The following is a 21,755-nucleotide window of genomic DNA, read 5'->3' as shown; positions in this document are numbered from 1 at the left end:
ACTTCGCGCCGCGGAATGCCTGTGGTGTCCGGATAATGGATGGAACGGCGAGTGGAAGGGGACATCTCGTGCCATCGGCTCGGCCGGGGGGCGAGGAGACCCACGGCCCGTTCTGGTCCGAGCCGGGGACGCTGCTGGAGCACGTGCCCGTGGCCGTCTTCGGCCTCGATGACGGGGACCTCGTCTGTTACTGGGGGCCCGGCGCGCGGGACCTCTTCGGATATGACGCCACCGCCGTCCTGTCGAAGCCCGGCGCCGTTCTCTTCGCCGACGGGCCCCAGGGCGCCCCCGATCCGTGCTCCCGGCTGACCGAGCGAGGCCGGACCCAGGGTTACTGGAGGGGGCGGCTGCCGGTCCGGCATCGTGACCGCACCGTCTTCGACTGCGGCTTCCGGGCCTTCTCCGTGACCGGATCCGGCGGACCTTCGGTGGTGATGGTCCTGGCGAGCCGTAGTGACGAGCTCGATCGGGTCAAGACCAACCTCGCCTTCCTCGACGCCCTCTTCGAGACTTGCCCCATCGGTCTGGTCATGCTCGACCAGGACCTCCGGTACGTCCACCTCAACCAGGCGCTCGCCGACATGGACGGTCTGCCGATCGAGGCCCACCTCGGGCGGCGCATGGACGAAATCATGATCATGTCCGACGGTGGCGAGTACCAGCGCATGCTCCGCGGCGTCGCCCTGGGCGGAGCACCGGTCGTGGGGACCCTGGTGGGCATGCGTCCGCGGGGGCATCCGGACCGTGATCAGGTGCGGTCGGTGAGTTTCTTCCCCCTGAGCCAGGCGGTCGGCTCGCGCCCCGGAGTGGGCGGGCTGATGCTGGACGTGACCGACCGGGAACAGGCCATCCTGGAAGCCGCCGCCAGCCGTCGACGGCTGGCTCTGCTGGACGGGGCCTCCACTCGCATCGGGACCACCCTGGACGTGAACGTCACCGCCCAGGAGCTGGTCGACGCTTCAATGCCGGACTTCTGCGACGGCGCCGTGGTCGAAGTCGTGGAGTGGATGGACGAGGTAGAGGACTTTGACCCGGCGCGACCGCTGTTCACCCGCAGGATCGCCTCCGGGACGATCCTGCCCCCTCCGGCCACCGAACTCGTGAGCGGGGTGGAGACGGTGCGGTATCCGCCCGGCTCCGTCATCCACGACATGCTGAGGACCGGTCGCGCCATCTCCGCCGTGGTGAACGAGGAGTTCCTGGCCCGGACCGTCCTCGTCGAGTCACGCTCACGGCTCTTCGCCGAGAGCGGGTTGGCCTGCGTCCTCGTTGCCCCGCTCATCGCCAGGGGTACGGTCCAGGGAATCGCCATGTTCGGCCGGTCCACGGGCCGGCGGGCCTTCACCCCGGACGATGTCAGCCTGGCCGGTGAGCTCGCCTCACGGGCTGCGATCTGCCTGGACAACGCCCGTCTGTACAGCCGCGTCGAGGACATCGCCCTCACCCTGCAGCGGGCGTTGTTGCCCAGCGCGTTGGCGACCAGCCCGTACGTGGACGTGGCCCACCGGTACGTACCCGGCAGTCGGATCACCGAGGTCGGCGGAGACTGGTACGACGTGATCAGCCTGTCCGACGGCCGAGTCGCTCTGGTGGTGGGCGACGTGATGGGGCACGGTGTTTCGGCCGCCGCAGCCATGGGCCGCCTTCGTATCACCACCAAGGCTCTGGCCAGGCACGACAGCGAGCCCGACGACCTCCTCACCGAGCTCGACGCATGCGCCCAGGAGGCCGGCATCGAGCTGGCGACGTGTCTCTACATCGTCTACGACCCGAAGAGTGGCGGAGCCCGGATCGCCAGCGCCGGCCACCCCCCGCCCCTGGTACTCCGGCCGGACGGCACAGTGGAGACCATCGACGACGTCCTGGGAATCCCTCTCGGCGTCGCCGGCTGTCCTTTCCGGACGATCGAGATCGAACTCCCCGGGAACGCGAGTCTCGCCCTGTATACCGACGGCCTCATCGAGACACGAGACGCGGACCTCGAGGTCGGCCTGAAGGCATTGCGCGCCGAACTGGGCCGGCCCCCAGGCCCGTTGGAAGCAACCGCGGACCGCATCCTCGCGAGCCTGCTTCCCGCCCAGCCGGCCGACGACGCGGTTCTGGTCCTCGCCCGCGTCCGCCGCGCCCGTTGAGGAGGCGTTGAGTCCGGTGTGTCTTGGCCGCTGCTGGTACGCGGCCGGCGGGCCGCCGCAGGTCATGGCGGACGGTGACCGCATCAGCCGGGTGGCCGGTCCGCGCGCACCGTTCGCAGGCGAAGGCGGCCGGTTTCTCGTCCGGTCCCCAGGCGGACTCGGCCTCCCGCATGCCGCGTTCGGCCCACTCCAGGGCCTCGATCGTGCGGCCCGCCGCCTCCATCTGCCTGGCGATCAAGAGGTGGGCGTGGCCGTTCGGGGCGAGGCCCGCAGCGTAGATCGTGACCAGCGCGTCCACGCTGCCGCCGTCCGCCTTCAGGAGACGTTCCATGAGGGACTTCTCCGCCCACCCCTTTGGGTCGGCCCGCCAGGCGGCCACCACCAAGGGGTGGGCCCGGGCCATGCCCGGGCCCACCCGGCAGCTACCGGTAGTCGAACAGGTCCGTGTCCGTGGTGTCGTTGGCGTCGTTCAGCAGGTGGCTGAAGAGCCACCCGGCGGTCTCCACCGGATCGGGCGGGGCGGTCAGGCAGGCCCTCCGGGTGGGCCTCGGCCAGGCCGTTCGCGACGTCCCCGATCAGTCCGTCCGAGTCGTCGATCTCCCCGTACGTCCGCTCCAAGGCCCGCAGGGCCTCGCGGGCCACCTCCACAGCGTCGGCGGCCCGGCCGCTCGCCGTCAGCCCCGCACGGTGGTGACCGCCTTCACCGCCTGCTGCCCGTATGCGCGGGCGTCGGCGTACTCGACGTAGCCGTAGCGGGCGAAGAAGCGGGTGTCGAGGAGGCTCAGGATGCGCTCCCGGGTAATGCCGGTGTCCTCCCCGGCGGGGGCCGCACGCAGCTCGAGGTGCCAGCGCAGGTCACAGTCGCCTGCGAGCTGTTCCCGTACCAGGGCGAGCAATTCCTCGAGGGTACGGAACTCCAGCCGGGCATCCAGCAGCCGGGTACGCGACGCGGCTGCCGACCGCTGTCGAGGCACGGATTCGGCCTGCCCCAGGACAGCCAGGCCCACCGCCACACCGTGCTTGCAGAAATTGTTCTCCCGCCGTACGGGCAGTCGCACCAGCCGGCGAGCCCGTCGTCCTCGTCCTCGGTCAGCTCGACCTCGTAGGCGTCGCTTCCGTCCGTGGTCGCGTTGCCACGTCCCCGATCTCCAGCCGGGACACCGCGGACAGACAGCCGAGCCCCGCTCGAAGGAACGCGCCCTGTTGAACCGGCGCAGGTCTTTCTCGGTGAGGCCCGGAGCATGTGTCACGGCAATCATCGAACCGGACGGGAACCGCTCACCACCGGATGTTCAGGATGGTCCGACCTGGCCTGACGGTGCGTCGGAAGAGTCAGCCATGGGTCAGCGTGAGCTCTGCGACACCTGGGGACTGCTGACCGGACAAGCGAATCGTTGTACGCTCCGAAGACCGCCCTTGACCTGCAAAAAGCGGGCAGGGAGCAGACAGATCGGGAGTCACTCCGTGCTTCGTACCATGTTCAAGTCCAAGATCCACCGTGCCACCGTCACCCAGGCCGACCTGCACTACGTCGGGTCCGTGACGATCGACGCCGAGCTGATGGAGGCGGCGGATCTGCTGCCGGGCGAGCTCGTGCACATCGTCGACATCGACAACGGGGCCCGGCTCGAGACGTATGTCATCGAGGGCGAGCGCGGCTCCGGGGTGATCGGGATCAACGGTGCCGCGGCGCATCTCGTGCACCCGGGCGACCTGGTCATCCTCATCAGCTACGCGCAGGTCGACGACGCCGAGGCGCGGGCGCTGGTGCCGCGGGTGGTGCATGTGGACGCGGAGAACCGGATCGTGGAGCTGGGCGCGGACGCGTCCGCGCCCGTGCCGGGGAGCGACACCTCGCGCAGCCCGCACGCCGTGCCGGCGCGGGTCTGACGTTCGTGGGCCTCGCCCTGCTGCACACCTCTCTGGTGCATGTGCCCGTCTTCGACGGGCTGCGCGATCTGGACCACCCCGGGCTCGAACTGCGGCACCTCGTCTCCGAGGAGCTGCTCGCGCGGGCCCGGGCGGAGGGGCCGGAGGCGGTCGCCGGGGACGTCGCCCGGCTCATGGGGGAGGCCGTCGCGGCCGGGGCCACCGCGGTGCTCTGCACCTGTTCGACGATCGGCGGGGTCGCCGAGGCGGCGGCGGACGCGCTCGGCGTTCCCGCGCTGCGGGTCGACCGGCCGATGGCCGCCCGGGCCGCGGCGGCGGACCGGATCGTCGTCGTCGCCTCCGTGGCGAGCACCCTGGAACCCACGGTCGGGCTGATCCGGGAGGAGGCCGGGAGCCGCACCCCGCGGATCGCCACCCGACTGGTGGAAGACGCGTTCGAGCTCTTCGAGGCCGGGGACCGGGAGGGCTATCTGGATGCCGTGGCCGCCGTCGTCGATGCCGTCCCGGAGGATCAGGCGGAGGTGATCGTGCTGGCCCAGGCGTCGCTCGCGGATGTCGCCGAGCGGGTGACGACGCGCCGTCCCGTGCTGTCCAGCCCCCGGTCCGGGCTGGCCGCGGCCGCGGGAGTCGCCCGCGGGTGACTGGGCCCGGCGGGCGGGGGTACGCGCTGCGGGAGAGCCTGGAGCCGTACGGCCTGCCGAGTGGAGAGGCCCGTGATGACCGATCCGTACCTGGACCCCGTCCATCCGCCGATGCCCACGCCCGTGCCGGTGCCGCCGCCGAGTCCGGTGCCGCCGGGCCCGACGCCGCCCGAACCGGTGCCCTCGCCGCCCCATCCGGAGCCGCCGGCCCCCGTCCCGGGGCCGCCGCCGCCCGGCCCGCCTCCGGGGCCGGCGCCTGACCCGATCCCGGAACCGCCCGGGCCCGCGCCCGTGCCGGAGCCCGAGCCGACGCCGCAGCCGGGCCCCGACGGACCGCCCTGAGCCCCGCCGGCCGCCGGCGCCCCGTACGCCGCGCTACGGATTGACGGCCGTCAGGAGGACCACCGCGTCCTCCAGGGCCAGCAGCCCGTGCCGCACCTTGGGGACCCCGCTCAGCTGGCCCGTCGCCAGATCGTTCGACGCCTCGCCCGCCGTGATCCGCACCCTGCCCCGCAGGACCTGCAGGCTCGCGGCGGGCGGGGCGTTGTGCTCGTCCAGCGCGCAGCCCGAGGCGAGGGCGATCACGGTCTGGCGCAGGTAGGTGTCGTGGAGGACGACTTCGGCGCTGCGCCCATGGGCGTCCACCCTGGCCTTGGCCAGGTGGTTGTCGGCGAGTGTCGCCAGATCGTGCATGGTCCGCTCGTCGTGCATGGTTCTCTCCCTGCTGGTGCGCGGGGGCCCGGCGGGCGGGCCGTCGGTTCCAGCCTTGCGGCTGCCGGACCGAGCGCAACTCGGGCCTCTGCCGTCCGCCGGGCACCCCTCGCCCTCGCCGCGCCGCACGGAATCCTTCCTTCCGTCAACTTGGGGCGGGGAAGCGGTGTTTGGGCTTCCGCACACCCTCTTGTCATGGCCTGTTCCGTACGTTTACCTTGGGCGGCTGCTGCTCGCGTTCAAGGGGGGCCCATGGCCGTACGCGGACGACACCGCCGGTACCAGCCGAGCCGGATCAACCGTGCCTCGCTCACCGCCGCGGCGGGCGGAGCCGGAATGGCGCTGCCGCTGATCGGGGCGGGTGACGCGCACGCCGCGTCGACCGATGTCTGGGAGAAGGTCGCGGCCTGCGAGTCCTCCCACAACTGGCGCATCAACACCGGGAACGGCTACTTCGGCGGGCTCCAGTTCAGCCAGTCGACCTGGGAGGCGTACGGTGGCACGCGCTACGCGCCGCGCGCCGATCTGGCCACCCGGGACCAGCAGATCGCCATCGCGGAGAAGGTGCTCAAGGGGCAGGGCCCCGGCGCCTGGCCGGTCTGCTCCGTCCGGGCCGGACTGACCCGCGGCGGTGACGCCCCGGACATCGCCCCGAACGGCGGCCGGAAGCCGGACGCTGCGCCGAAGAAGGCGCAGCAGCCGAAGCCGCCCCGGCAGGCCGAACGGCCGAAGGCCCAGACCCCGCCCGTCTCGCCGACCACCGTGCCGACCGTGCGCGAGATGTACACGGTCGAGCCCGGCGACTCGCTCTCCCGCATCGCCCGGGACGAGCACGTCACCGGCGGCTGGCAGCGGCTGTACGAGTCCAACCGGAGCGTCGTCGGCGACGACCCCGACCTGATCTTCCCCGGCCAGCGGCTCGCCCTCCGCACGCCCACGACGGCGCCGCCCACGACCCGACCCGCGCCGCAGGCCGCCCCGAAGCCCGCGCCCGACGCCAAGGTCAAGCCCAAGGCCCCTGAGGCCCCCAAGCCCAAGCCCAGGGCCGAGCACGTCTCCAAGACCGCCACCAAGCCCGTTTCCAAGCCGCAGTCCCGCCCCGAGACCCGGAGCGGCGGACTCACCGCCCCCGTCTCGGCGAGCACCGGCACCCCCTACCGCAAGGCCGGCTCCGCCTGGTCGAGCGGCTACCACACCGGCGTGGACTTCCCCGTCCCCACCGGCACTTCCGTGAAGGCCGTCGCGAACGGCAAGGTCGTCTCCGCCGGCTGGGCGGGCGCGTACGGGTACCAGATCGTCATCCGCCACGACGACGGCCGCTACAGCCAGTACGCCCACCTCTCCGCCCTCACCGTGCGCGAGGGCCAGCGCGTCTCCAGCGGTCAGCGCATCGCACGGTCAGGATCGACCGGCAACAGCTCGGGACCGCATCTCCACTTCGAGGTGCGGACGGGGCCCGGTTACGGCTCCGACATCGACCCGCTCGCCTACCTCCGCCGGGGCGGCGTCTCGATCTGACACCCCCCGCCCCGCCGACTCCCGCCCCGTCGGCTCAGGGACCAGATCGTCCGCCGTCCGACCCAGGGTGAGCAGGACCAGGCCGCCCGCCGCCACCGCCCCGGCGAGCAGGGCGAGCGCGGCGCCCACGGCGCCGTACCGGAAGGTCTCGCCGAACAGGCTGAGCCCCACGGCCGCGGCGACGACCGGGTTGACCACGGTCACCGTGGCCAGCGGGGCGGCCAGCCCCGCACCCCGGTACGAGGCCTGCGAGAGCAGCAGCCCGGCCACCGCGAACCCGGCGGTGGCCAGGGCGCTCGGCCACTCGGCCAGCGGCGCGCTCGAGGTCCAGTCCTCCGCGACGGTCTTGGTGAACACCGAGGCCAGTCCGAAGGAGACGCCCGCCGCGCCGGCCAGCACCACGCCGCGCGCGACGGGCCGGCGTATCCGTCCGGACACGACGACCAGGACCGCCACGACGCCCGCCGCGACCCCCGCGAGTGCGAGCCGCTCACCGCCCGCGGGCGCCTGCGAGTCGGCGCCGCCGGTGAGGCTCAGCAGCCCGGCCAGGCCGACCGTCGCCATCAGGGCGCCCCGCCAAGCCGTACGGCCCGCCCGCCGCCCGACGAACAGCGCGGCCATCGGCAGGGCGAAGACTATGGTCAGCGCGCCGAGCGGCTGGACGACGCTCAGCGGCCCGTAGGCGAGCGCCGCGACGTGCAGCAGGCCGCCCAGGCAGTTCAGCGCCACCGATCCCCACCATGCGGGGCTGCGCAGCGGTGCGTAGACGTGGCCGGGCGAGGAGGCCGCGACCCGCTCCTGCACGATCGCCGCGGCCGCGTACGCGACCGCCGAGACCAGCGCCAGGAGCACGGACAGCAGGAGGGGGCTCATGTCGTCAACGATCTCTCTCAGGAGCGTTCACGTCGTCCACCCTGAGCACACGATTGCGCGTACTGCCGTAGGAGTACGGGACTACACCGCAAGTCGGTGACAGGTCCCGCTCGTCCGTGGCGGACGGTGGAACGAGACCTTCCCATTGTCCGGGTCGAAGCCCGCTCCCACCACCAGAGCGTCCCGGGCGCGGAGCTACCGTAGGGCCCGATGGACGAGCCGGACACCCCCACCCGCACCCCCGCCCCCACCTCCTGCACCGCCGACGCCGTCGGCGGCTTCTTCGTGCTGCGCCGCACCCCGCCCGGCACCGGCGGGCACCGCCCCCTCGCCCGCCTCTACGCGGGCGAGAGCGCGCCGCTGGCCGCCAGGATCGACCGGGTCGCCGCCGGGCTGCGTACCCCCGAGCGCCGCGTCGCCGCCTCCACCGCCCACCTCGGTCTCGCCGCGCGCCTCTGGTCCACCGCCCTCGGCGCCGCCGCCCTGCACGGCGCGTTCCCCGGTCTCGCCCCCGACGAGCTGTACTGGGACGGGGGCCTCGGCGCCCCGGACGACCTCTGGTGGTCCGGCACCGAGCTGCGTCCCGCCACCGCGGACGAACTGCGCGCGGCCGTCCTCGACGCCCACCTCCGCCCGCTGCACGAGGCACTGGCCCGGGACGGGCGGATCGCGCCCCGGCTCCTGTGGGGCAACGCCGGCTCCGCCCTCGCCGGCGCGCTGCGCGAACTGCTCCGCTTCTCCCGTGCCCACGGCCGTCCCGAGGCCGCCCGCCGGGCCGTCTCCCTGGTCTCCGGGCTGCTGGACCACCCCGACCTGGCCGGGACCGTCCGGGGCCCCGCGCTGCGCCGTACCACCTGCTGTCTCTATTACCGCTGCCCCGGCGGAGGTCTGTGCGGCGACTGCGTGTTCGACCGGCCACCCCGGACGGGTTTGGAGACAGGGCCACCCGCTCCGTAAAATTCCCTTTTCGTAGGTTCGTAGGAACGCAGGCACGAGCGATCGAGGAACGCAGGCCATGACGGTGACCGAAGAAACCCAGGAGTACGGGCCGGGTGTCGACCCCGAGCGCCTGGCCGTCTGCCTGAGCGTCCTGGAGGAGCTCGACAAGCTGGACGTGGACCACCCCGACGCCATCGTGGTCCGGCGTGCCACGGCCGGGATCTACCGGACCGTGAAGCAGCGCCGCCGCCAGGAGCGCCGGGCATCGAAGACCGCCAACGACAAGGCCGTCACCGAGGCCACCGCCACCGGCTCCGCCCAGCGGATCGACGACGAGACCGAGGGCATCCTGCCCTCGTCCGTGACGGAGGCCGGCAAGATCGCCGGGATACTCCAGCGCCCCCGGTCCTGCTACGTCTGCAAGACCCGGTACGTCGAGGTCGACTACTTCTACCACCAGCTCTGCCAGGACTGCGCGGCCCTGAACCGGGCCAAGCGGGACGCGGGCGCGGACCTCACCGGCAAGCGCGCGCTGCTCACCGGCGGCCGGGCCAAGATCGGCATGTACATCGCGCTGCGCCTGCTGCGCGACGGTGCGCACACGACCATCACGACCCGCTTCCCGAAGGACGCCATCCGCCGTTTCAAGGCGATGGAGGACTCCGCGGACTGGATGCACCGCCTCGAGGTCGTCGGCATCGACCTGCGCGACCCGGCCCAGGCCGTGGCCCTCGCCGACCAGGTCTCCGACGCCGGGCCGCTGGACATCCTGATCAACAACGCGACGCAGACCGTGCGCCGGCTGCCCTCCGCCTACGCCGCCCTCGTCGAGGGCGAGGGCGCCCCGCTGCCCGCGGGCGAGCTCCCGGCCCACCACGTCATCGGCGCCTTCAACTCCGGTGCGGTCGACGGGATCGCCGCCCTGCCCGTCGGCGTGAGCGGGCTCGACGCGCAGAAGGTCGCCGACCTCGCGCTGGTCGCGGGCAACGCCAGCGTCGCCCGTCACCTCGACGGCACCGCCATCGACGCGGGCGGCCTCGTGCCGGACGTCGTCGAGAGCAACACGTGGGTCCAGAGCATCGACCAGATCTCCCCGGTGGAGCTGCTCGAGACCCAGCTGTGCAACTACACGGCGCCGTTCATCCTGATCAGCAAGCTCCGGCCGGTGATGGCCGAGGCCGCCAGGAAGGCGTCGAGCGGGCGTTCCTACGTCGTCAACGTCTCGGCGATGGAGGGCGTCTTCGGCCGTGGCTACAAGGGCGCGGGGCACCCCAACACCAATGCGGCGAAGGCCGCGATGAACATGGTGACGCGGACCAGCGCCCAGGAGATGTTCCAGACCGACGGCATCCTCATGACCTCGGTGGACACCGGCTGGATCACCGACGAGCGGCCGCACTTCGACAAGCTGCGCCTCGCGGAGGAGGGCTTCCACGCCCCGCTGGACCTGGTCGACGGCGCGGCGCGGGTCTACGACCCCGTCGTCCGCGGCGAGGCCGGCGAGGACCTCTACGGCGTCTTCCTGAAGGACTACGCGCCCGGCCAGTGGTGAATGTCTGGAATGCGTCACACTTCTCAGCCCCATAGAGCGCGAGCGCGCTCATTTGGTTAGTCTGATGTCCACGGTCCGCCAAAGGGGCTTCACAAAACCCCCGCGGCCGGCCTGGGGACTGGCCTGCATCAGGGCCGCGGTCCCGCCCGAATGACGGCGCCACCGCGACCGAACGGCCATGTCCTCATCTCTACGCGACACAAAGGAGTGCGCGGTGACATCAGAACTGACGGAGCAGGAAGAACGACCCGTCGAACCCTCGGACCGGAAGATCCGGTCCGGCGAGCTGGGCAGCCTCGAAGTGTGGGCCCGCTCGGCCCCGATCCGGCTGGCCGGCTACGAGGACGACCTCGCGGAGCCGCACATCCTGCCGGGCATCGACTGAGTCGTACTGTCGCTTCGCCTCGTGCCCCCGGCCGCTTCCGGCCGGGGGCACGGGCATGCCGGGGACGGGACTCAGCGGTCCGCCGGGGTGCGCAGCCGCGCCGCCGGCAGGAAGTCGCGCACGTACGTGCGGTGCCACCAGGCCCCGGTGGCCCGCAGCTCCCGCCACGTCGTGTACCGGTACAGATAGAGGCGGGCCCTGATGTGCGTCGGAGGCGCGTCCGGGAACGGATTGCGCCGCAGCAGTCGCAGCGTGTCCCGGTCGCCCCGCAGCAGCCGCTCCACGAAGCCGCCGAACCAGCCCTCGGCGTACGCGGGGGAGAGCGCGGCGAACCACATCAGCCAGTCGAGCCGCAGGTGGTACGGGGCGAACTGGCGCGGCACCCGCCGGACGTCGCCCGGCTTGCCGTGGAACTCGTACTCCCGCCACACCGTGCCCTCGTGCAGCGCCGGCTCGTCGGTGCCCTCGATCACGATCTCCTCCCGCAGCCGGCCCACCGTCCCGAACGCCCCGTAGCTGTTGACCAGGTGGAACGGGTCGTACGAGCGGTTCATCGCCTGGCGCCGGGAGAGCAGGTTGCGGGCCGGGCGGTAGCTGCGGACCAGGACCAGAGCCGTGACGGCGCAGACGACGACCACGTACCAGACGGGTGGGTCGGGCTGCGGGTGCTCCCCGGCGACGAGCGAGCCGTCCACGGCGGCCAGCGCGAGCACGATGGTCAGCCAGTTCAGCCAGGCGAAGTTGCCGGACAGGACCAGCCACAGCTGGGTCGCCAGCATCAGACCGGCGGCGACCGTCGCCACCGGCTGCGGGGTGAACAGCAGCACCGGCACGACCAGCTGCACGACGTGGTTCGCCCCGGCCTCGACCCGGTGCAGAGGTCGCGGCAGTCGGTGGAAGAACCAGCTCAGCGGGCCCGGCATCGGCTGGGTCTCGTGGTGGTAGTACAGGCAGGTCAGGTTCCGCCAGCAGGGGTCGCCGCGGATCTTGATGAGTCCGGCGCCGAACTCGACCCGGAAGAGCAGCCAGCGCAGCAGGAACAGCACCAGGACCGGGGGCCCGGTGTCGGCGTTCCCGAGGAAGACGGCCAGGAATCCGGTCTCCAGGAGGAGCGATTCCCAGCCGAAGGAGTACCAGGTCTGGCCCACGTTCACGATGGACAGGTAGAGCACCCACAACACGGCCCACAGCAGCATCGACACCGCGAGCGGCACCGCGTCCCCGGCGCCCGCGACCAGGGCCAGCGCGACCGCCGCGCCGGTCCAGGCGCACGCCGCGAAGAGCCGGTCCGAGTAGCGCAGCCGGAACAGGGTGGGCGTGCCGCGCGCGGGGGCCCGGCGCAGGAACTCCGGTACCGGCAGCATCCCGCGCTCGCCGATCAGCGCCCGGAACTGCAGGGCGGCCGAGAGGAACGCGACGACGTAGAGCGCGGCAAGACCGCGCTGGAAGACGATCCGGCTCAGCCAGTAGTCCGGGGCGGTGAACCACTCCATCGCCTCCAGTATCGACCCGCGGGCGGTGCCGGTCAGTCCGTGGCGAGCCGCTCCAGGGTGCGGCCGAGACGGCGCGCGTAGGCGTGCTGGAGGGCCGGACCCACGGGGCCGCCGAGCCGGGAGTACCAGCGGGCGGGACGGCTGAACGCGGTGACGGTGAACCACACGGAGCCGTCGTCGTGCAGATCGACGACGAAGGACTCCTCGCCGCACTCGGGGTGGCCGTCGAGCGTCCCGTACGCGAATCCGGTGCGCCGGTCCTCGTACCGGGCCCAGATCACCTCGCAGGGGGCGCGCAGCCGCAGCGGCCCGGGCCCGGCCGACACCTCCACGCGTACGCCGGGCTCGGCGCGCGGCGCGCCGGCGCGGACCCGGGTGCCCGAGGCGCGGTGCATCCGCCAGCCGGTGACGGCCTCGCCCGCGGCCGCGAAGACGGCGGGGCCGTGGCCGACGGGGACGGTGAGGTGGAGGTGGGTGTAGCCGGTGGGCAGCGGGCCGCTCAGGGTGGCGCCGCGCTCGGGGTAGGTGAGCGCGGCGGGGGTGTCGGAGAGGCTGCGGATCAGGCGGGTCATGCGGCGTTCCCCTCGCGCGGACGGGTCTGCTCCGGGCGTCCGCTCGAAGCGTCACTTCCACGCTTCAGCTTGAACGCGTTCAATTCAACGGCTTCAGCGTAGGGGGTCGCCCGGAAGGCCTTCAAGGGGATCCCCTGGTGACCCTCCGGCCACCGCCACGACTGCTCCGTCCGGCTTGCGCGGCGATCTCCGATGCGGCAGACAAGGAGGAGTATTCCCGGGCAAAAAGGCTGGAGACCTCTGTGCGCGCATCCATACGCCGCTCCCGCGCCGCCGTACCCGCCTCCCTCGCGGCCCTCGGGGTCGCGCTGCTGCTCGGCGGCTGCGCGGCGGGGGGCGTCGCGGAGCAGCCGGCCGCGGCGGACACCAAGGACGTGCTCCTGCAGCCGGTCGCCGATCGCGGCCCCGACCCCTTCACCCCGTCCACCGCCGCCACGCCCCCGGCCCTGCCGCGGGACCCGTCCACCGCCCCGACGCCCTCGTCGACGCCCCCCGACGGGGCGCAGCGGCAGATCACCGGCTCGACCCCCGGCCTGTACGGCGGCACCCGCTCCCGGGCAGGCTGCGACGTCGAGCAGCAGATCGCCTTCCTCGCCGACGACTCCGCCAAGGCCCGGGCCTTCTCCGAGGGCGCCGGCATCAATGAGGCGAACCTCGCGAGCTGGCTGCGCGACCTGACCCCGGTCGTGCTGCGCGCCGACGTCAGGGTGACCAACCACGGCTACCGCGACGGAGCCCCCACCGAGTTCCAGTCCGTCCTCCAGGCGGGCACGGCCGTCCTCGTCGACCGGTACGGCGCTCCGCGCGTCCGCTGCGCCTGCGGCAACCCGCTGCGCTCCCCGGTCGCCCTCCGGGGCGCAGCCCACACGGGCAAGCCCTGGGCCGGGTTCCACCCCGGCCGGGTCGTCGTGGTCCAGCCCACCACCACGGTGATCGAGAGCCTGGTCATCGTGGACGTCGTGCACCACAGCTGGATCGAGCGGAAGACCGGCACCGACGGCCACCAGGACCGCGACCCCGTCGTCGTCCCACCGTGCGACCCGGACGAGTGCGACCTCGTCACCGACCCGCCCGCCCCGGTGCCCGAACCGTCCGACCCGGAGGCCTCGCCGAGCCCCGACCGGACCGGCGCCCCGCGTCGCTCGCCCGACTCCTCCACCGACCCCGACGCGCCGTCCAGCCCGCCCCCGCCGAGCTCCGAAGCGCCCACGGAACCTGATCGGCCCGCGCCCGAGGACCTGTTCCCGAGCGCGCCGGAAGGGCCGGACGGGCCGGCGGACCAGGGTGTGGTGCCGCCCGGGCTGCCGGAGACCTTCGAGGTCTGACGGCACCGTGACGAGCCTCCCGGGCCGCCCCCGCCACGAGGCCGGCCGCCCCTCCCGTCATGCCCTCCGTCCCGCCGTGCGCGCGTCGAGGGCTGCGCCTAGCGTGGCCCCATGAGCGCGGGCACAGCGGGTGCGGACGCGTCCGACCGCCACTGCTGCGGCGGACGGAGCGGCGGCGCGGCGTCCTGCTTCATGACGGAGTACGGCGCCGCGTTCCGCATGGGCAGCTTCGACTGGGACCTCGACACCGGCTCCATGACGATGGACGACTCCGCCCTCGCCGTGTTCGACCTGCGCCCCGACGAGTACGACGACAACCCCGTCACGCTCGGCGTGCGCGTTCCGTCCGACGAGGGCCGACGGCTCGACACCCTGGTCTCGTACGCGCTGAAGAACGGCAGCGCCGACTACGGCGCGTACTTCCGGATCCGGCGCCGCGACGGCTCCCTGCGCTGGACCCACACCCAGGGGATCATCCAGCGCGACGACACCGGCCGGCCGCGCCGCATCGTCGGCATCATCCGCGACGCCTCCTCCGAGCTCACCGAGTCCGCCACCCGGATCGTCATGGACGAGGGACGGCGCAAGCGCACCAGTGTCGTGGAGGGCACCACGGCGGCGCTCGCGCACGCCAGGACCGTCCAGGACGTCATCGAGATCCTGAACGACTCACAGGGCCTGGAGTACTTCGGCGCGACCAGCCTCGTCATGGGACTGCTGGAATCGGGGCGGATCCACCTGGTCGCCGAGGGCCCGGACGGCGCGTTCGTGCCCGGCACCCGGTTCACCCGGGTGGACGAGCAGTACCCGATGAGCGAGGTGATCCGGACGCTGACCCCCCGCTTCATCGAGAGCTCCCAGGACTTCGCCGACTCGTACCCGATCCTCTGGCCGCACATCAGCGGCCTCGGCATCACCGCCGCCGCGTACCTCCCGCTGATCGCCCAGGCCCGCCCGATCGGCGCACTCGGGCTGCTCTACAGCGACAAGACGGGCTTCACCGACGACGAGCGCAACCTCCTGGTGGCGCTCGGCAGCAGCATCGCCCAGAGCCTCCAGCGGGCCATGCTCTTCGAGCAGGAGCACGACCTCGCCGAGGGGCTCCAGCAGGCCATGCTGCCGCGCCGGATCCCCGACGTGCCCGGCGCGCACATAGCCGTCCGGTACCGCTCCGCCCGGCTCGGCCGGGACATCGGCGGCGACTGGTACGACATCATCCCGCTCCCGGGCGGCCGGGTCGGCGCCGTCATCGGCGACGTCCAGGGCCACGACACGCACGCGGCAGCCGTGATGGGGCAGCTCCGGATCGTGCTGCGCGCGTACGCCGCCGAGGGCCACACCCCGGCGACCGTGATGGCCCGCGCCTCGGTCTTCCTGCACGAACTGGACACCGACCGGTTCGCCACGTGCACGTACGCGGAGGCGGACCTGTCGACCGGAGTCGTCCAGGTGGTCCGGGCCGGGCACGTCGATCCGCTGGTCCAGGACACCGACGGCACGTCCCGCAGGCTGCCCGTGCAGGGCGGGCTGCCGCTCGGGCTCTCGGCCGAGTTCGGCCGGCTCGACTACCCGGTCACCGCGTTCGAACTCGACCCGGGCCAGACGCTGCTGCTCTACACCGACGGACTGGTGGAGAAGCCCGGCGCGGACCTCGACGACGGCCTGCAGTGGCTCGCCGAACTGGTCCGCGGCGGGCCGCGCGACCTCCAGAAGCTCGCCGACCACCTGTGCGAGGTCGTCGACGAGCGGGGCGGCGACGACGACGTGGCGATGCTGCTGCTGCGTCGCCGGGGCGCGCACTTCCCGCAGTCAGGCGGACGGCTCCAGCAGCACGTCGCCCAGGGCGATCCCGAGGCGCTGAGCTCGGCCAGGCACATGGTGCGGGCCGCGGTCCGGGCCTGGGGCGCCGGAGCGCGCGCCGACGAGATCGAGCTGGTCGCCGACGAGATGATGACCAACGCGCTGATGCACACCGACGGCGGGGCGATCGTGACGCTGCGGATGCTCGGCGGGCCCGAGCGGCGGCTGCGCGTCGAGGTCGAGGACCGGTCCAGCGCGCTGCCGCGCAGGCGCGACGCGGGGGAGTCGGGCGTGTCGGGGCGGGGGCTGCTGCTGGTCGACCGGCTGTCGGATGTCTGGGGCGTTGAACCGCGGGGAAGCGGCAAATGCGTCTGGTGCGAGTTTCTTGTTAACGATGAGTGAAATGACCGTACTTGACCGTAACCGTCCATTGGCGGTTGACTTCGGGCTCCACAGCCCTCTGAGGACATGAGGAACCGTTGAGCAGCGAGCTTCTGGCACCTCTTGATCTGGCGTTCTGGCACCTCGAGACCACCGACCATCCCATGCACCTGGGCGCGCTCGCCCACTTCGGCCCCGCCGCGGACGAGCCCGCCGCCCAGCTCCAGCTGCTCTCCCGCCGCGCCGCCGCGATCCCGCGGCTGCGGATGCGGGTCCGCGACGTGCTGCTGCCGGTCGGCGGCGCGGCCTGGCGGACCGACCCCGACTTCGACGTCCGCCGGCACGTCCGGCACGTCGCGCTGCCCGGCACGGACTTCGCCGCCGAGGCGGCCCTGCTGGCCGGCGAACTGATGGAACGTCCCCTGGAGCGCGGCCGGCCGCCCTGGGAGATGTACCTGCTGACCGGCGGTCCCGACGGCTCCTTCGCCGTCCTCGTCAAACTCCATCACGCGCTCGCCGACGGCATGCGCGCCGTCGCCATCGGCGCCGGGATCTTCGACGAGATCGCCGCCGCCCGGACCACCCGGACCACCCGCCGCCGCGCCGTGCCGCCCCGCTCCTGGATGCCAGGCCCCCGGCAGCTCGCCGGCGTCGCCCGCAGCCGGATCGAGGAACTCGGCCGGGCCGTCGGCGTCGGTGCGTCCGTCGTCCGGGCCAGCCGGCTCGACCCGCGCGGCGGCCACGCCGCACTCGCCGCCGACTCCAGCGGCACGCGCCGGGTCGCCACCGTCGTCCTCGACCTGGAGCGCGTGCACGCCGTGCGCCGGGCCGCCGGCGGCACCGCCAACGACGTCCTGCTCGCCACCGTCGCCGGGGCGCTGCGCCGCTGGCTCGCCGACCGCGGCGAACCGCTGCCCGGCGCCGACCCGCGCGCCCTCGTCCCGGTCTCCCGGCGGCGTCCCGGCGCGCCGCCGGACTCCGGCAACCGGCTCTCCGCGTACCTGGTGGGCCTGCCGGTCACCGAACCCGACCCGGCGGCACGGCTCGCCGCGGTACGGGAGGCGATGGACCGCAACAAGGCCGCCGGGCCGATGCGCGGTGCCGGGGCGGTCGCGGTGCTCGCCGACCAACTCCATCCCCTGGCCCACCGGTTCGGCGCGCCGATCGCCTCCGGCGCCGCCCGGATGCTGTTCGACCTGCTGGTCACCAACGTCCCGCTGCCCCGCTCGGCGCTCTCGCTGGGCGGCGCGCCACTGCGCGCGCTGTTCCCGATGGCGCCGCTCGCCCGGGGCCAGGCGCTGGCCGTGGCGATGTCGCCGTACGGGGGCCAGATGCACATCGGCCTGGTCGCGGACGGCAAGGCGGTCCCGGACCTGGCGGAACTCGCCGCCGGCCTGGCGGAGGAACTGGCCGAGCTGGAGACCTGGGCCGGCGGGTGAGGCGCGGGGGTAGGGGGCGGCCGGGAGTGAGGTGCGGCGGCGCCTGGCCGGCCGGGGGCGCGTCCGGGCCTGGGCGGCCGTAGGGGGTCGGCTGAGGCGGGGGTGGCGGCCGCGGGCCCCGGGGCCCGGGCGCCCCGGTTCCACCGGGCAGCTGGCCGGCTGTCTCCCGGTTCGCAACGCGCTGCCGTCCCGGTTCGCCGCCGGGCGGGCGCGCGGGTCGCCTGCTCGCTGCCGCGAGGTTTCGCGGGCTCGTTGCCGCGCCGGGCTCGCGGCCGTGGCGCCTCCCTGGTCGCCTCCGCGCGGACTCGCGGGCTCGCTGCCGCGAGACTCCGCCGGCTCGTTGGCGCCCCGACTCGCGGCCTTGCCGCCGCCCCGGCTCGCCGCCGCAAGGGTTCGCGGCCATGCCGCTGCCCTGGCTCGCCGCCGTGCGGGCTCGCGCCGTCCGAGGTCGCTGCCACGAGGCTTCGCCGGTTGTTGCCGCGCCGGCTTGTGGCCTCGCCGCCTTCCCGCTCCGCCGCCGCGCGGGCTCGCTGCTCCCGGCTCACCGCCGGCCGGGCGCGCGAGCCGACGGCTCGCCGCCGCGAGGGTTTGTTGCCGCGCCGGCTCCGGCCGCGCCGCCTCGCTCTGTCTGCCCGGCTCGCCGCTGTGCGGCTCGGGCGCGCGCGGGTTGGCGGGTGGTGCGGCAGGGTGGGGATATGCCCGAACTGCCCGAGGTGGAAGCGCTGCGCGAGTTCCTCGACGCCCAGCTCGTGGGCAAGGAGATCGCCCGCGTGCTCCCCGTCGCGATCAGCGTGCTCAAGACGTACGACCCGCCGCTGAGCGCTGTCGAGGGCGCGGAGGTCACCGGCGTCGCCCGGCACGGCAAGTTCCTGGACATAGAGGCCGGCGGCCTTCATCTGCTGATCCACCTCGCCCGCGCGGGGTGGCTGCAGTGGAAGGACGTCCTGCCGTCCGGACTTCCCAAGCCCGGCAGGGGGCCGCTCGCTCTGCGCGTCGCGCTCACCGGCGGTGACGGCTTCGACCTCACCGAGGCGGGCACGCAGAAGCGGCTCGCGGTCCACCTCGTCCACGCCCCCGCTGACGTGCCCGGCGTCGCCCGCCTCGGACCGGACCCGCTGGCCCCGGAGTTCGACCGGGCCGCGTTCGCCGCACTGCTCCAGGGCGAACGCCGCCAGATCAAGGGAGCGCTGCGGGACCAGAGTCTGATCGCGGGGATCGGCAACGCCTACAGTGACGAGATCCTGCACGCCGCCAGGATGTCCCCCTTCAAGCCGACCCAGAATATGTCGGAGGAGGAGACGACTGCCCTGTACGAGGCGGTGCGCAGCACCCTCGAGGAGGCCGTCGAGCGCTCGCACGGCCTCGCGGCCGGCCGTCTGAAGGCCGAGAAGAAGAGCGGCCTGCGCGTGCACGGGCGCACCGGCGAGCCGTGCCCCGTATGCGGCGACACGATCCGCGAGGTGTCGTTCGCCGACTCCTCCCTCCAGTACTGCCCCACCTGCCAGACGGGCGGCAAGCCGCTCGCCGACCGCCGGCTCTCGCGCCTGCTGAAGTAGGCGCACCACAGCGGTCGTTGCGACGACCGGCGCGCGCGGACCTCCCCGGCCGCCTCTTCACGCGCACGTCCGCCCCGCGGTGACCGTGTTGACCTCAAGTTTGCTCGAGGTCATACCGTCGGCGTCGAAGCGCAGGAACTCGACCGAGGAGTACCGAAGATGACCACGGACGCCGACCTCACCGACGCCGAACTCGCCGCCCAGCCCGCCGCGTACTGGACGGGCCTGGCCAACCAGGCCCTGGTCGCCTTCACCCGTACGTGGCTCGCCGAACTCGGCATCTCCCAGCCCCAGTACTGGCTGCTGCGCAACCTGTCGAGGAACGACCTGTCGCCGGACGGGCAAGGCATGACCGTGCCCGAGCTGCGGCAGGCGATGAGCTCGTACCTGCGCCCCGAGGACGACCTGGCGGCCGAGTCGGAGATCCTCGTCGACCAGGGCCGGCTCACCCGCGACGAGGCCGGCCGGCTGTGGATCAGCGAGGCCGGAGAGGCCGCCCGCGTGGACGTCAAGACGCACGTCCCGGCCTTCCGGGACCGTGTGCACGCGGGCATCGACGACGCCGACTACGTCACCACGCTCAAGGTGCTCCGCCAGATGCTGCGCAATACGGCCCCGACGTCCTAGCGGGGGCAATCTACTTGCTGCTCTCCTCCGCGAGGGTGTGCGCGACGAGGGCGTTGGCGTGGCCGTGGCCCAGGCCGTGCTCGGTCTTGAGCCAGGACACGAGCTCCATGTGCTTGCTCAGGGGTGAGGAGCGGATCAGGTCCTTCCACTCCGCGATCGGGCGGCCGTACTTCTTCTCGATCGAGGGGAAGTAGGAGGCCGGGCCCTTCACCGGTTCGGTCATGTTGCTGCATCCTTGTCCATCGGTGCTTCGTGATCTTGAATCATCGCCTTGCCGGGAGCCGTGGGCAAGGGCTACCCCCGCCACCCTCGCCACCTCCCACCCGACACACCCTCGAGGGGGCCGTATGACCTGGTCCGAGCGCACCGTCGTGCGCGACGGCGTACGCATCTCCTGCCGTGACTGGGGCGGGGCGGAGCCGCCCGTCGTCCTGCTGCACGGACTGGCCGGCCACGCGGGCGAATGGGACGCGATCGCCCGGCGGTTGAGCCCCCGGCACCGGGTCGTCGCCATCGACCAGCGCGGCCACGGTGCCAGCGAGCGGCGCCCGCACGACCGCTCGCGCGCCGCGTACGTCGCCGACGTCGTCGCGGTCCTCGACCGACTGGACCTCCGGCGGCCCGTCCTGATCGGCCAGTCGCTCGGCGGCCACACCGCCATGCTCACCGCCGCCGCTCATCCCGACCTCGTCCGCGGGCTCGTGCTCGTCGAGGCCGGCCCCGGCCGGGCGAGTCCGGAGGTGCCCGCCGAGATCGGCGGATGGCTCGACTCGTGGCCGGTCCCCTTCCCGTCGCGCGAGGTCGCCGTGGAGTTCCTCGGCGGCGGCCCGGTCGGCGAGGGCTGGGCCGCCGGCCTGGAGGAACGCGACGGCGCGTGGTGGCCGCGCTTCGACCGCGAGGTGATGGTCGACTCCCTGGCCGAGAACGTCCGGCGCTCCTTCTGGAACGAGTGGGCCGACGTCACCTGCCCGACCCTGGCCGTCCTCGGTCAGTCCGGCATCATCGCCCCGGAGGAGTGCGACAGCATGCTCCGACAGCGCCCCGCGACGGTGTCCATGAGCGTCCCCGGGACCGGACACGACCTGCACCTGGAACGCCCCGCCGTCCTGCACGAGGCGCTCGAGCGGTTCCTCCGCGATCTCGCGGCCGGGGCACGGCTCGGCTGAGCCTCCCCGTACCTCCCCACACCCCCTAGCGGCGCAGATCCGCGAGTCGGACGCCGTCGGGGGTGCGGACGGTCAGGTGGTCGATCTCGGACGGGTGGACGGGGGCCGCCGTCTCGATCAGCGGGGCGCCGGACCGGTCCGCGTCCGTGTCCGTGTCCGCGTGCCAGGTGAGCAGCGGGAGTTCGCGGCCCTGCCGGTCCACCGCGAACAGCTCGCACACGGTGGCGTCGGGCAGGCCCGACACCCGCAGGCCCACCGCCGTTCCCCACTCCCGGTCCTCCAGCGCCGCGGACGCCGTCACACCCGTGGCCCGGTCGGCGGCGGAGAACCGCACCGCCGCCGGCGGGTCGTCCGGCAAGAGCACCGCAGCCAACAGCACCGCGGCGACGGACGGCCAGGCCACGAGCCGCGCCGTCCAGCGCCGACGGCGGTCCGCGGCCCGCGCCGCGCGCGGGTCGGCCTCGGCCTGCGCGGCCGGTACGGGGCCGGTACGGGCCGGGGGCGGGACCAGCTCCGCCAGGGCCGCCGCGAGCCGCACGAACTCCGCGTGCTCCTGGGCGCATCCCGGGCAGCCCGTCAGATGGTCGGCGCAGCGCAGCGCGTCCAGTGGTTCCAGCACGCCGAGCGCGTACGCCGCCGCGTCCCGGTGCTTGTCCGCCGCGGTCATCCGCCGCCCACCGCCCTCACCTCCGCCACCCGGCTCTCCCTGCTCACCTCAGGGAATACGCAGCCGACCGCCCCCGTGCTCAACGTGG

At 73.4% G+C, this 21,755-nt stretch carries 20 protein-coding genes; 13 read left to right on the top strand and 7 right to left on the bottom strand.

The genetic code is table 11. The annotated features are described in order from the left end of the window. Positions 1–68: 68 nt before the first annotated feature. Positions 69–2,132: a SpoIIE family protein phosphatase gene (locus tag R2D22_RS04860; RefSeq protein WP_318101465.1), complete on the top strand. Its 2,064-nt coding sequence runs from the start codon at positions 69–71 to the stop codon at positions 2,130–2,132. A gap of 674 nt (positions 2,133–2,806) precedes the next feature. Here R2D22_RS04860 and R2D22_RS04855 read toward each other — a convergent pair. Beyond that, the gene (locus R2D22_RS04855) at positions 2,807–3,139 is read right to left on the bottom strand and encodes a hypothetical protein (protein ID WP_318101464.1); all 333 of its coding nucleotides are present in this window, start codon (positions 3,137–3,139) and stop codon (positions 2,807–2,809) included. A 457-nt stretch (positions 3,140–3,596) separates the two neighbouring features. On the opposite strand from R2D22_RS04855, the gene panD reads away from it, so the two are divergent. Beyond that, a complete protein-coding gene (gene panD / locus R2D22_RS04850; protein WP_318101463.1) occupies positions 3,597–4,022 on the top strand; it encodes an aspartate 1-decarboxylase in 426 nt (141 codons plus the stop codon). Between the two features lie 5 nt (positions 4,023–4,027). After that, entirely contained in the window at positions 4,028–4,663 is a 636-nt protein-coding gene (locus tag R2D22_RS04845; RefSeq protein ID WP_318101462.1) for an aspartate/glutamate racemase family protein, read from the top strand. A gap of 375 nt (positions 4,664–5,038) precedes the next feature. Here the strand turns inward: R2D22_RS04845 and R2D22_RS04840 are convergent, their stop codons facing one another. Next, the gene (locus R2D22_RS04840; protein ID WP_318109570.1) at positions 5,039–5,356 is read right to left on the bottom strand and encodes a cupin domain-containing protein; all 318 of its coding nucleotides are present in this window, start codon (positions 5,354–5,356) and stop codon (positions 5,039–5,041) included. A 270-nt stretch (positions 5,357–5,626) separates the two neighbouring features. On the opposite strand from R2D22_RS04840, the gene R2D22_RS04835 reads away from it, so the two are divergent. Next, positions 5,627–6,892 (top strand): transglycosylase family protein, encoded by a 1,266-nt coding sequence (locus tag R2D22_RS04835; RefSeq protein WP_318101460.1) that lies wholly within the window; start codon positions 5,627–5,629, stop codon positions 6,890–6,892. Here R2D22_RS04835 and R2D22_RS04830 read toward each other — a convergent pair. Beyond that, positions 6,773–7,765 (bottom strand): DMT family transporter, encoded by a 993-nt coding sequence (locus tag R2D22_RS04830; RefSeq protein ID WP_318101458.1) that lies wholly within the window; start codon positions 7,763–7,765, stop codon positions 6,773–6,775. The two genes, R2D22_RS04835 and R2D22_RS04830, sit on opposite strands and share 120 nt — an antisense overlap. Positions 7,766–7,975: 210 nt before the next feature. Here R2D22_RS04830 and R2D22_RS04825 point away from each other — a divergent pair, with 210 nt between their 5' ends. The 3 genes from R2D22_RS04825 (at position 7,976) to R2D22_RS04815 (ending at position 10,641) form a co-directional block, all read left to right on the top strand. After that, positions 7,976–8,722 (top strand): IucA/IucC family C-terminal-domain containing protein, encoded by a 747-nt coding sequence (locus R2D22_RS04825; RefSeq protein WP_318101457.1) that lies wholly within the window; start codon positions 7,976–7,978, stop codon positions 8,720–8,722. A gap of 58 nt (positions 8,723–8,780) precedes the next feature. Beyond that, positions 8,781–10,256 (top strand): SDR family NAD(P)-dependent oxidoreductase, encoded by a 1,476-nt coding sequence (locus R2D22_RS04820; protein ID WP_318101456.1) that lies wholly within the window; start codon positions 8,781–8,783, stop codon positions 10,254–10,256. 214 nt (positions 10,257–10,470) lie between these two features. After that, on the top strand, positions 10,471–10,641 hold the full coding sequence (locus tag R2D22_RS04815; protein WP_318101455.1) for a hypothetical protein: 171 nt from the start codon (positions 10,471–10,473) through the stop codon (positions 10,639–10,641). Positions 10,642–10,712: 71 nt separating this feature from the next. On the opposite strand, the gene R2D22_RS04810 is transcribed toward R2D22_RS04815, so the two are convergent. Then, positions 10,713–12,134 (bottom strand): lipase maturation factor family protein, encoded by a 1,422-nt coding sequence (locus R2D22_RS04810; protein ID WP_318101454.1) that lies wholly within the window; start codon positions 12,132–12,134, stop codon positions 10,713–10,715. Positions 12,135–12,166: 32 nt separating this feature from the next. Further along, positions 12,167–12,706 carry a DUF1990 family protein gene (locus R2D22_RS04805; RefSeq protein ID WP_318101452.1) on the bottom strand — a complete coding sequence of 180 codons (540 nt, stop codon included), beginning with the start codon at positions 12,704–12,706 and terminating at the stop codon, positions 12,167–12,169. A gap of 242 nt (positions 12,707–12,948) precedes the next feature. On the opposite strand from R2D22_RS04805, the gene R2D22_RS04800 reads away from it, so the two are divergent. The 5 genes from R2D22_RS04800 to R2D22_RS04780 all read left to right on the top strand — a co-directional run bounded on the left by R2D22_RS04800 (position 12,949) and on the right by R2D22_RS04780 (position 19,834). Further along, positions 12,949–14,031 (top strand): DUF6777 domain-containing protein, encoded by a 1,083-nt coding sequence (locus R2D22_RS04800; protein WP_318101451.1) that lies wholly within the window; start codon positions 12,949–12,951, stop codon positions 14,029–14,031. A 192-nt stretch (positions 14,032–14,223) separates the two neighbouring features. Beyond that, on the top strand, positions 14,224–16,233 hold the full coding sequence (locus R2D22_RS04795; protein WP_318109569.1) for a SpoIIE family protein phosphatase: 2,010 nt from the start codon (positions 14,224–14,226) through the stop codon (positions 16,231–16,233). Positions 16,234–16,310: 77 nt separating this feature from the next. Further along, the gene (locus tag R2D22_RS04790) at positions 16,311–17,651 is read left to right on the top strand and encodes a wax ester/triacylglycerol synthase family O-acyltransferase (protein ID WP_318101450.1); all 1,341 of its coding nucleotides are present in this window, start codon (positions 16,311–16,313) and stop codon (positions 17,649–17,651) included. Positions 17,652–18,346: 695 nt separating this feature from the next. Beyond that, on the top strand, positions 18,347–19,207 hold the full coding sequence (locus tag R2D22_RS04785; RefSeq protein WP_318101448.1) for an Fpg/Nei family DNA glycosylase: 861 nt from the start codon (positions 18,347–18,349) through the stop codon (positions 19,205–19,207). 159 nt (positions 19,208–19,366) lie between these two features. Then, the gene (locus R2D22_RS04780; RefSeq protein ID WP_318101447.1) at positions 19,367–19,834 is read left to right on the top strand and encodes a MarR family winged helix-turn-helix transcriptional regulator; all 468 of its coding nucleotides are present in this window, start codon (positions 19,367–19,369) and stop codon (positions 19,832–19,834) included. A 10-nt stretch (positions 19,835–19,844) separates the two neighbouring features. On the opposite strand, the gene R2D22_RS04775 is transcribed toward R2D22_RS04780, so the two are convergent. Next, the gene (locus R2D22_RS04775) at positions 19,845–20,057 is read right to left on the bottom strand and encodes a DUF4287 domain-containing protein (RefSeq protein WP_318101446.1); all 213 of its coding nucleotides are present in this window, start codon (positions 20,055–20,057) and stop codon (positions 19,845–19,847) included. A 124-nt stretch (positions 20,058–20,181) separates the two neighbouring features. On the opposite strand from R2D22_RS04775, the gene R2D22_RS04770 reads away from it, so the two are divergent. After that, positions 20,182–21,000 carry an alpha/beta fold hydrolase gene (locus R2D22_RS04770; RefSeq protein WP_318101445.1) on the top strand — a complete coding sequence of 273 codons (819 nt, stop codon included), beginning with the start codon at positions 20,182–20,184 and terminating at the stop codon, positions 20,998–21,000. A 25-nt stretch (positions 21,001–21,025) separates the two neighbouring features. Here R2D22_RS04770 and R2D22_RS04765 read toward each other — a convergent pair whose 3' ends face one another. Further along, positions 21,026–21,667, bottom strand: coding sequence for an anti-sigma factor family protein (locus R2D22_RS04765; protein ID WP_318101444.1), 642 nt, complete (start codon positions 21,665–21,667; stop codon positions 21,026–21,028). Positions 21,668–21,755: the final 88 nt, after the last annotated feature.

The organism is Streptomyces sp. HUAS YS2 (genome assembly GCF_033343995.1).
Lineage (GTDB): Bacteria > Actinomycetota > Actinomycetes > Streptomycetales > Streptomycetaceae > Streptomyces > Streptomyces solicathayae.
The sequence above is the reverse complement of the archived record's forward strand: the minus strand, read 5'-3'. Positions and strand labels throughout refer to the sequence as shown.

Coding starts and splice junctions, on each gene's coding strand:
- R2D22_RS04840 (WP_318109570.1), bottom strand. CDS start 5,356: ATGCACGATCTGGCGACACTCGCCGACAACCACCTGGCCAAGGCCAGG.
- R2D22_RS04835 (WP_318101460.1), top strand. CDS start 5,627: ATGGCCGTACGCGGACGACACCGCCGGTACCAGCCGAGCCGGATCAAC.
- R2D22_RS04830 (WP_318101458.1), bottom strand. CDS start 7,765: ATGAGCCCCCTCCTGCTGTCCGTGCTCCTGGCGCTGGTCTCGGCGGTC.
- R2D22_RS04825 (WP_318101457.1), top strand. CDS start 7,976: ATGGACGAGCCGGACACCCCCACCCGCACCCCCGCCCCCACCTCCTGC.
- R2D22_RS04820 (WP_318101456.1), top strand. CDS start 8,781: ATGACGGTGACCGAAGAAACCCAGGAGTACGGGCCGGGTGTCGACCCC.
- R2D22_RS04810 (WP_318101454.1), bottom strand. CDS start 12,134: ATGGAGTGGTTCACCGCCCCGGACTACTGGCTGAGCCGGATCGTCTTC.
- R2D22_RS04805 (WP_318101452.1), bottom strand. CDS start 12,706: ATGACCCGCCTGATCCGCAGCCTCTCCGACACCCCCGCCGCGCTCACC.
- R2D22_RS04795 (WP_318109569.1), top strand. CDS start 14,224: ATGACGGAGTACGGCGCCGCGTTCCGCATGGGCAGCTTCGACTGGGAC.
- R2D22_RS04785 (WP_318101448.1), top strand. CDS start 18,347: ATGCCCGAACTGCCCGAGGTGGAAGCGCTGCGCGAGTTCCTCGACGCC.
- R2D22_RS04780 (WP_318101447.1), top strand. CDS start 19,367: ATGACCACGGACGCCGACCTCACCGACGCCGAACTCGCCGCCCAGCCC.
- R2D22_RS04775 (WP_318101446.1), bottom strand. CDS start 20,057: ATGACCGAACCGGTGAAGGGCCCGGCCTCCTACTTCCCCTCGATCGAG.
- R2D22_RS04770 (WP_318101445.1), top strand. CDS start 20,182: ATGACCTGGTCCGAGCGCACCGTCGTGCGCGACGGCGTACGCATCTCC.
- R2D22_RS04765 (WP_318101444.1), bottom strand. CDS start 21,667: ATGACCGCGGCGGACAAGCACCGGGACGCGGCGGCGTACGCGCTCGGC.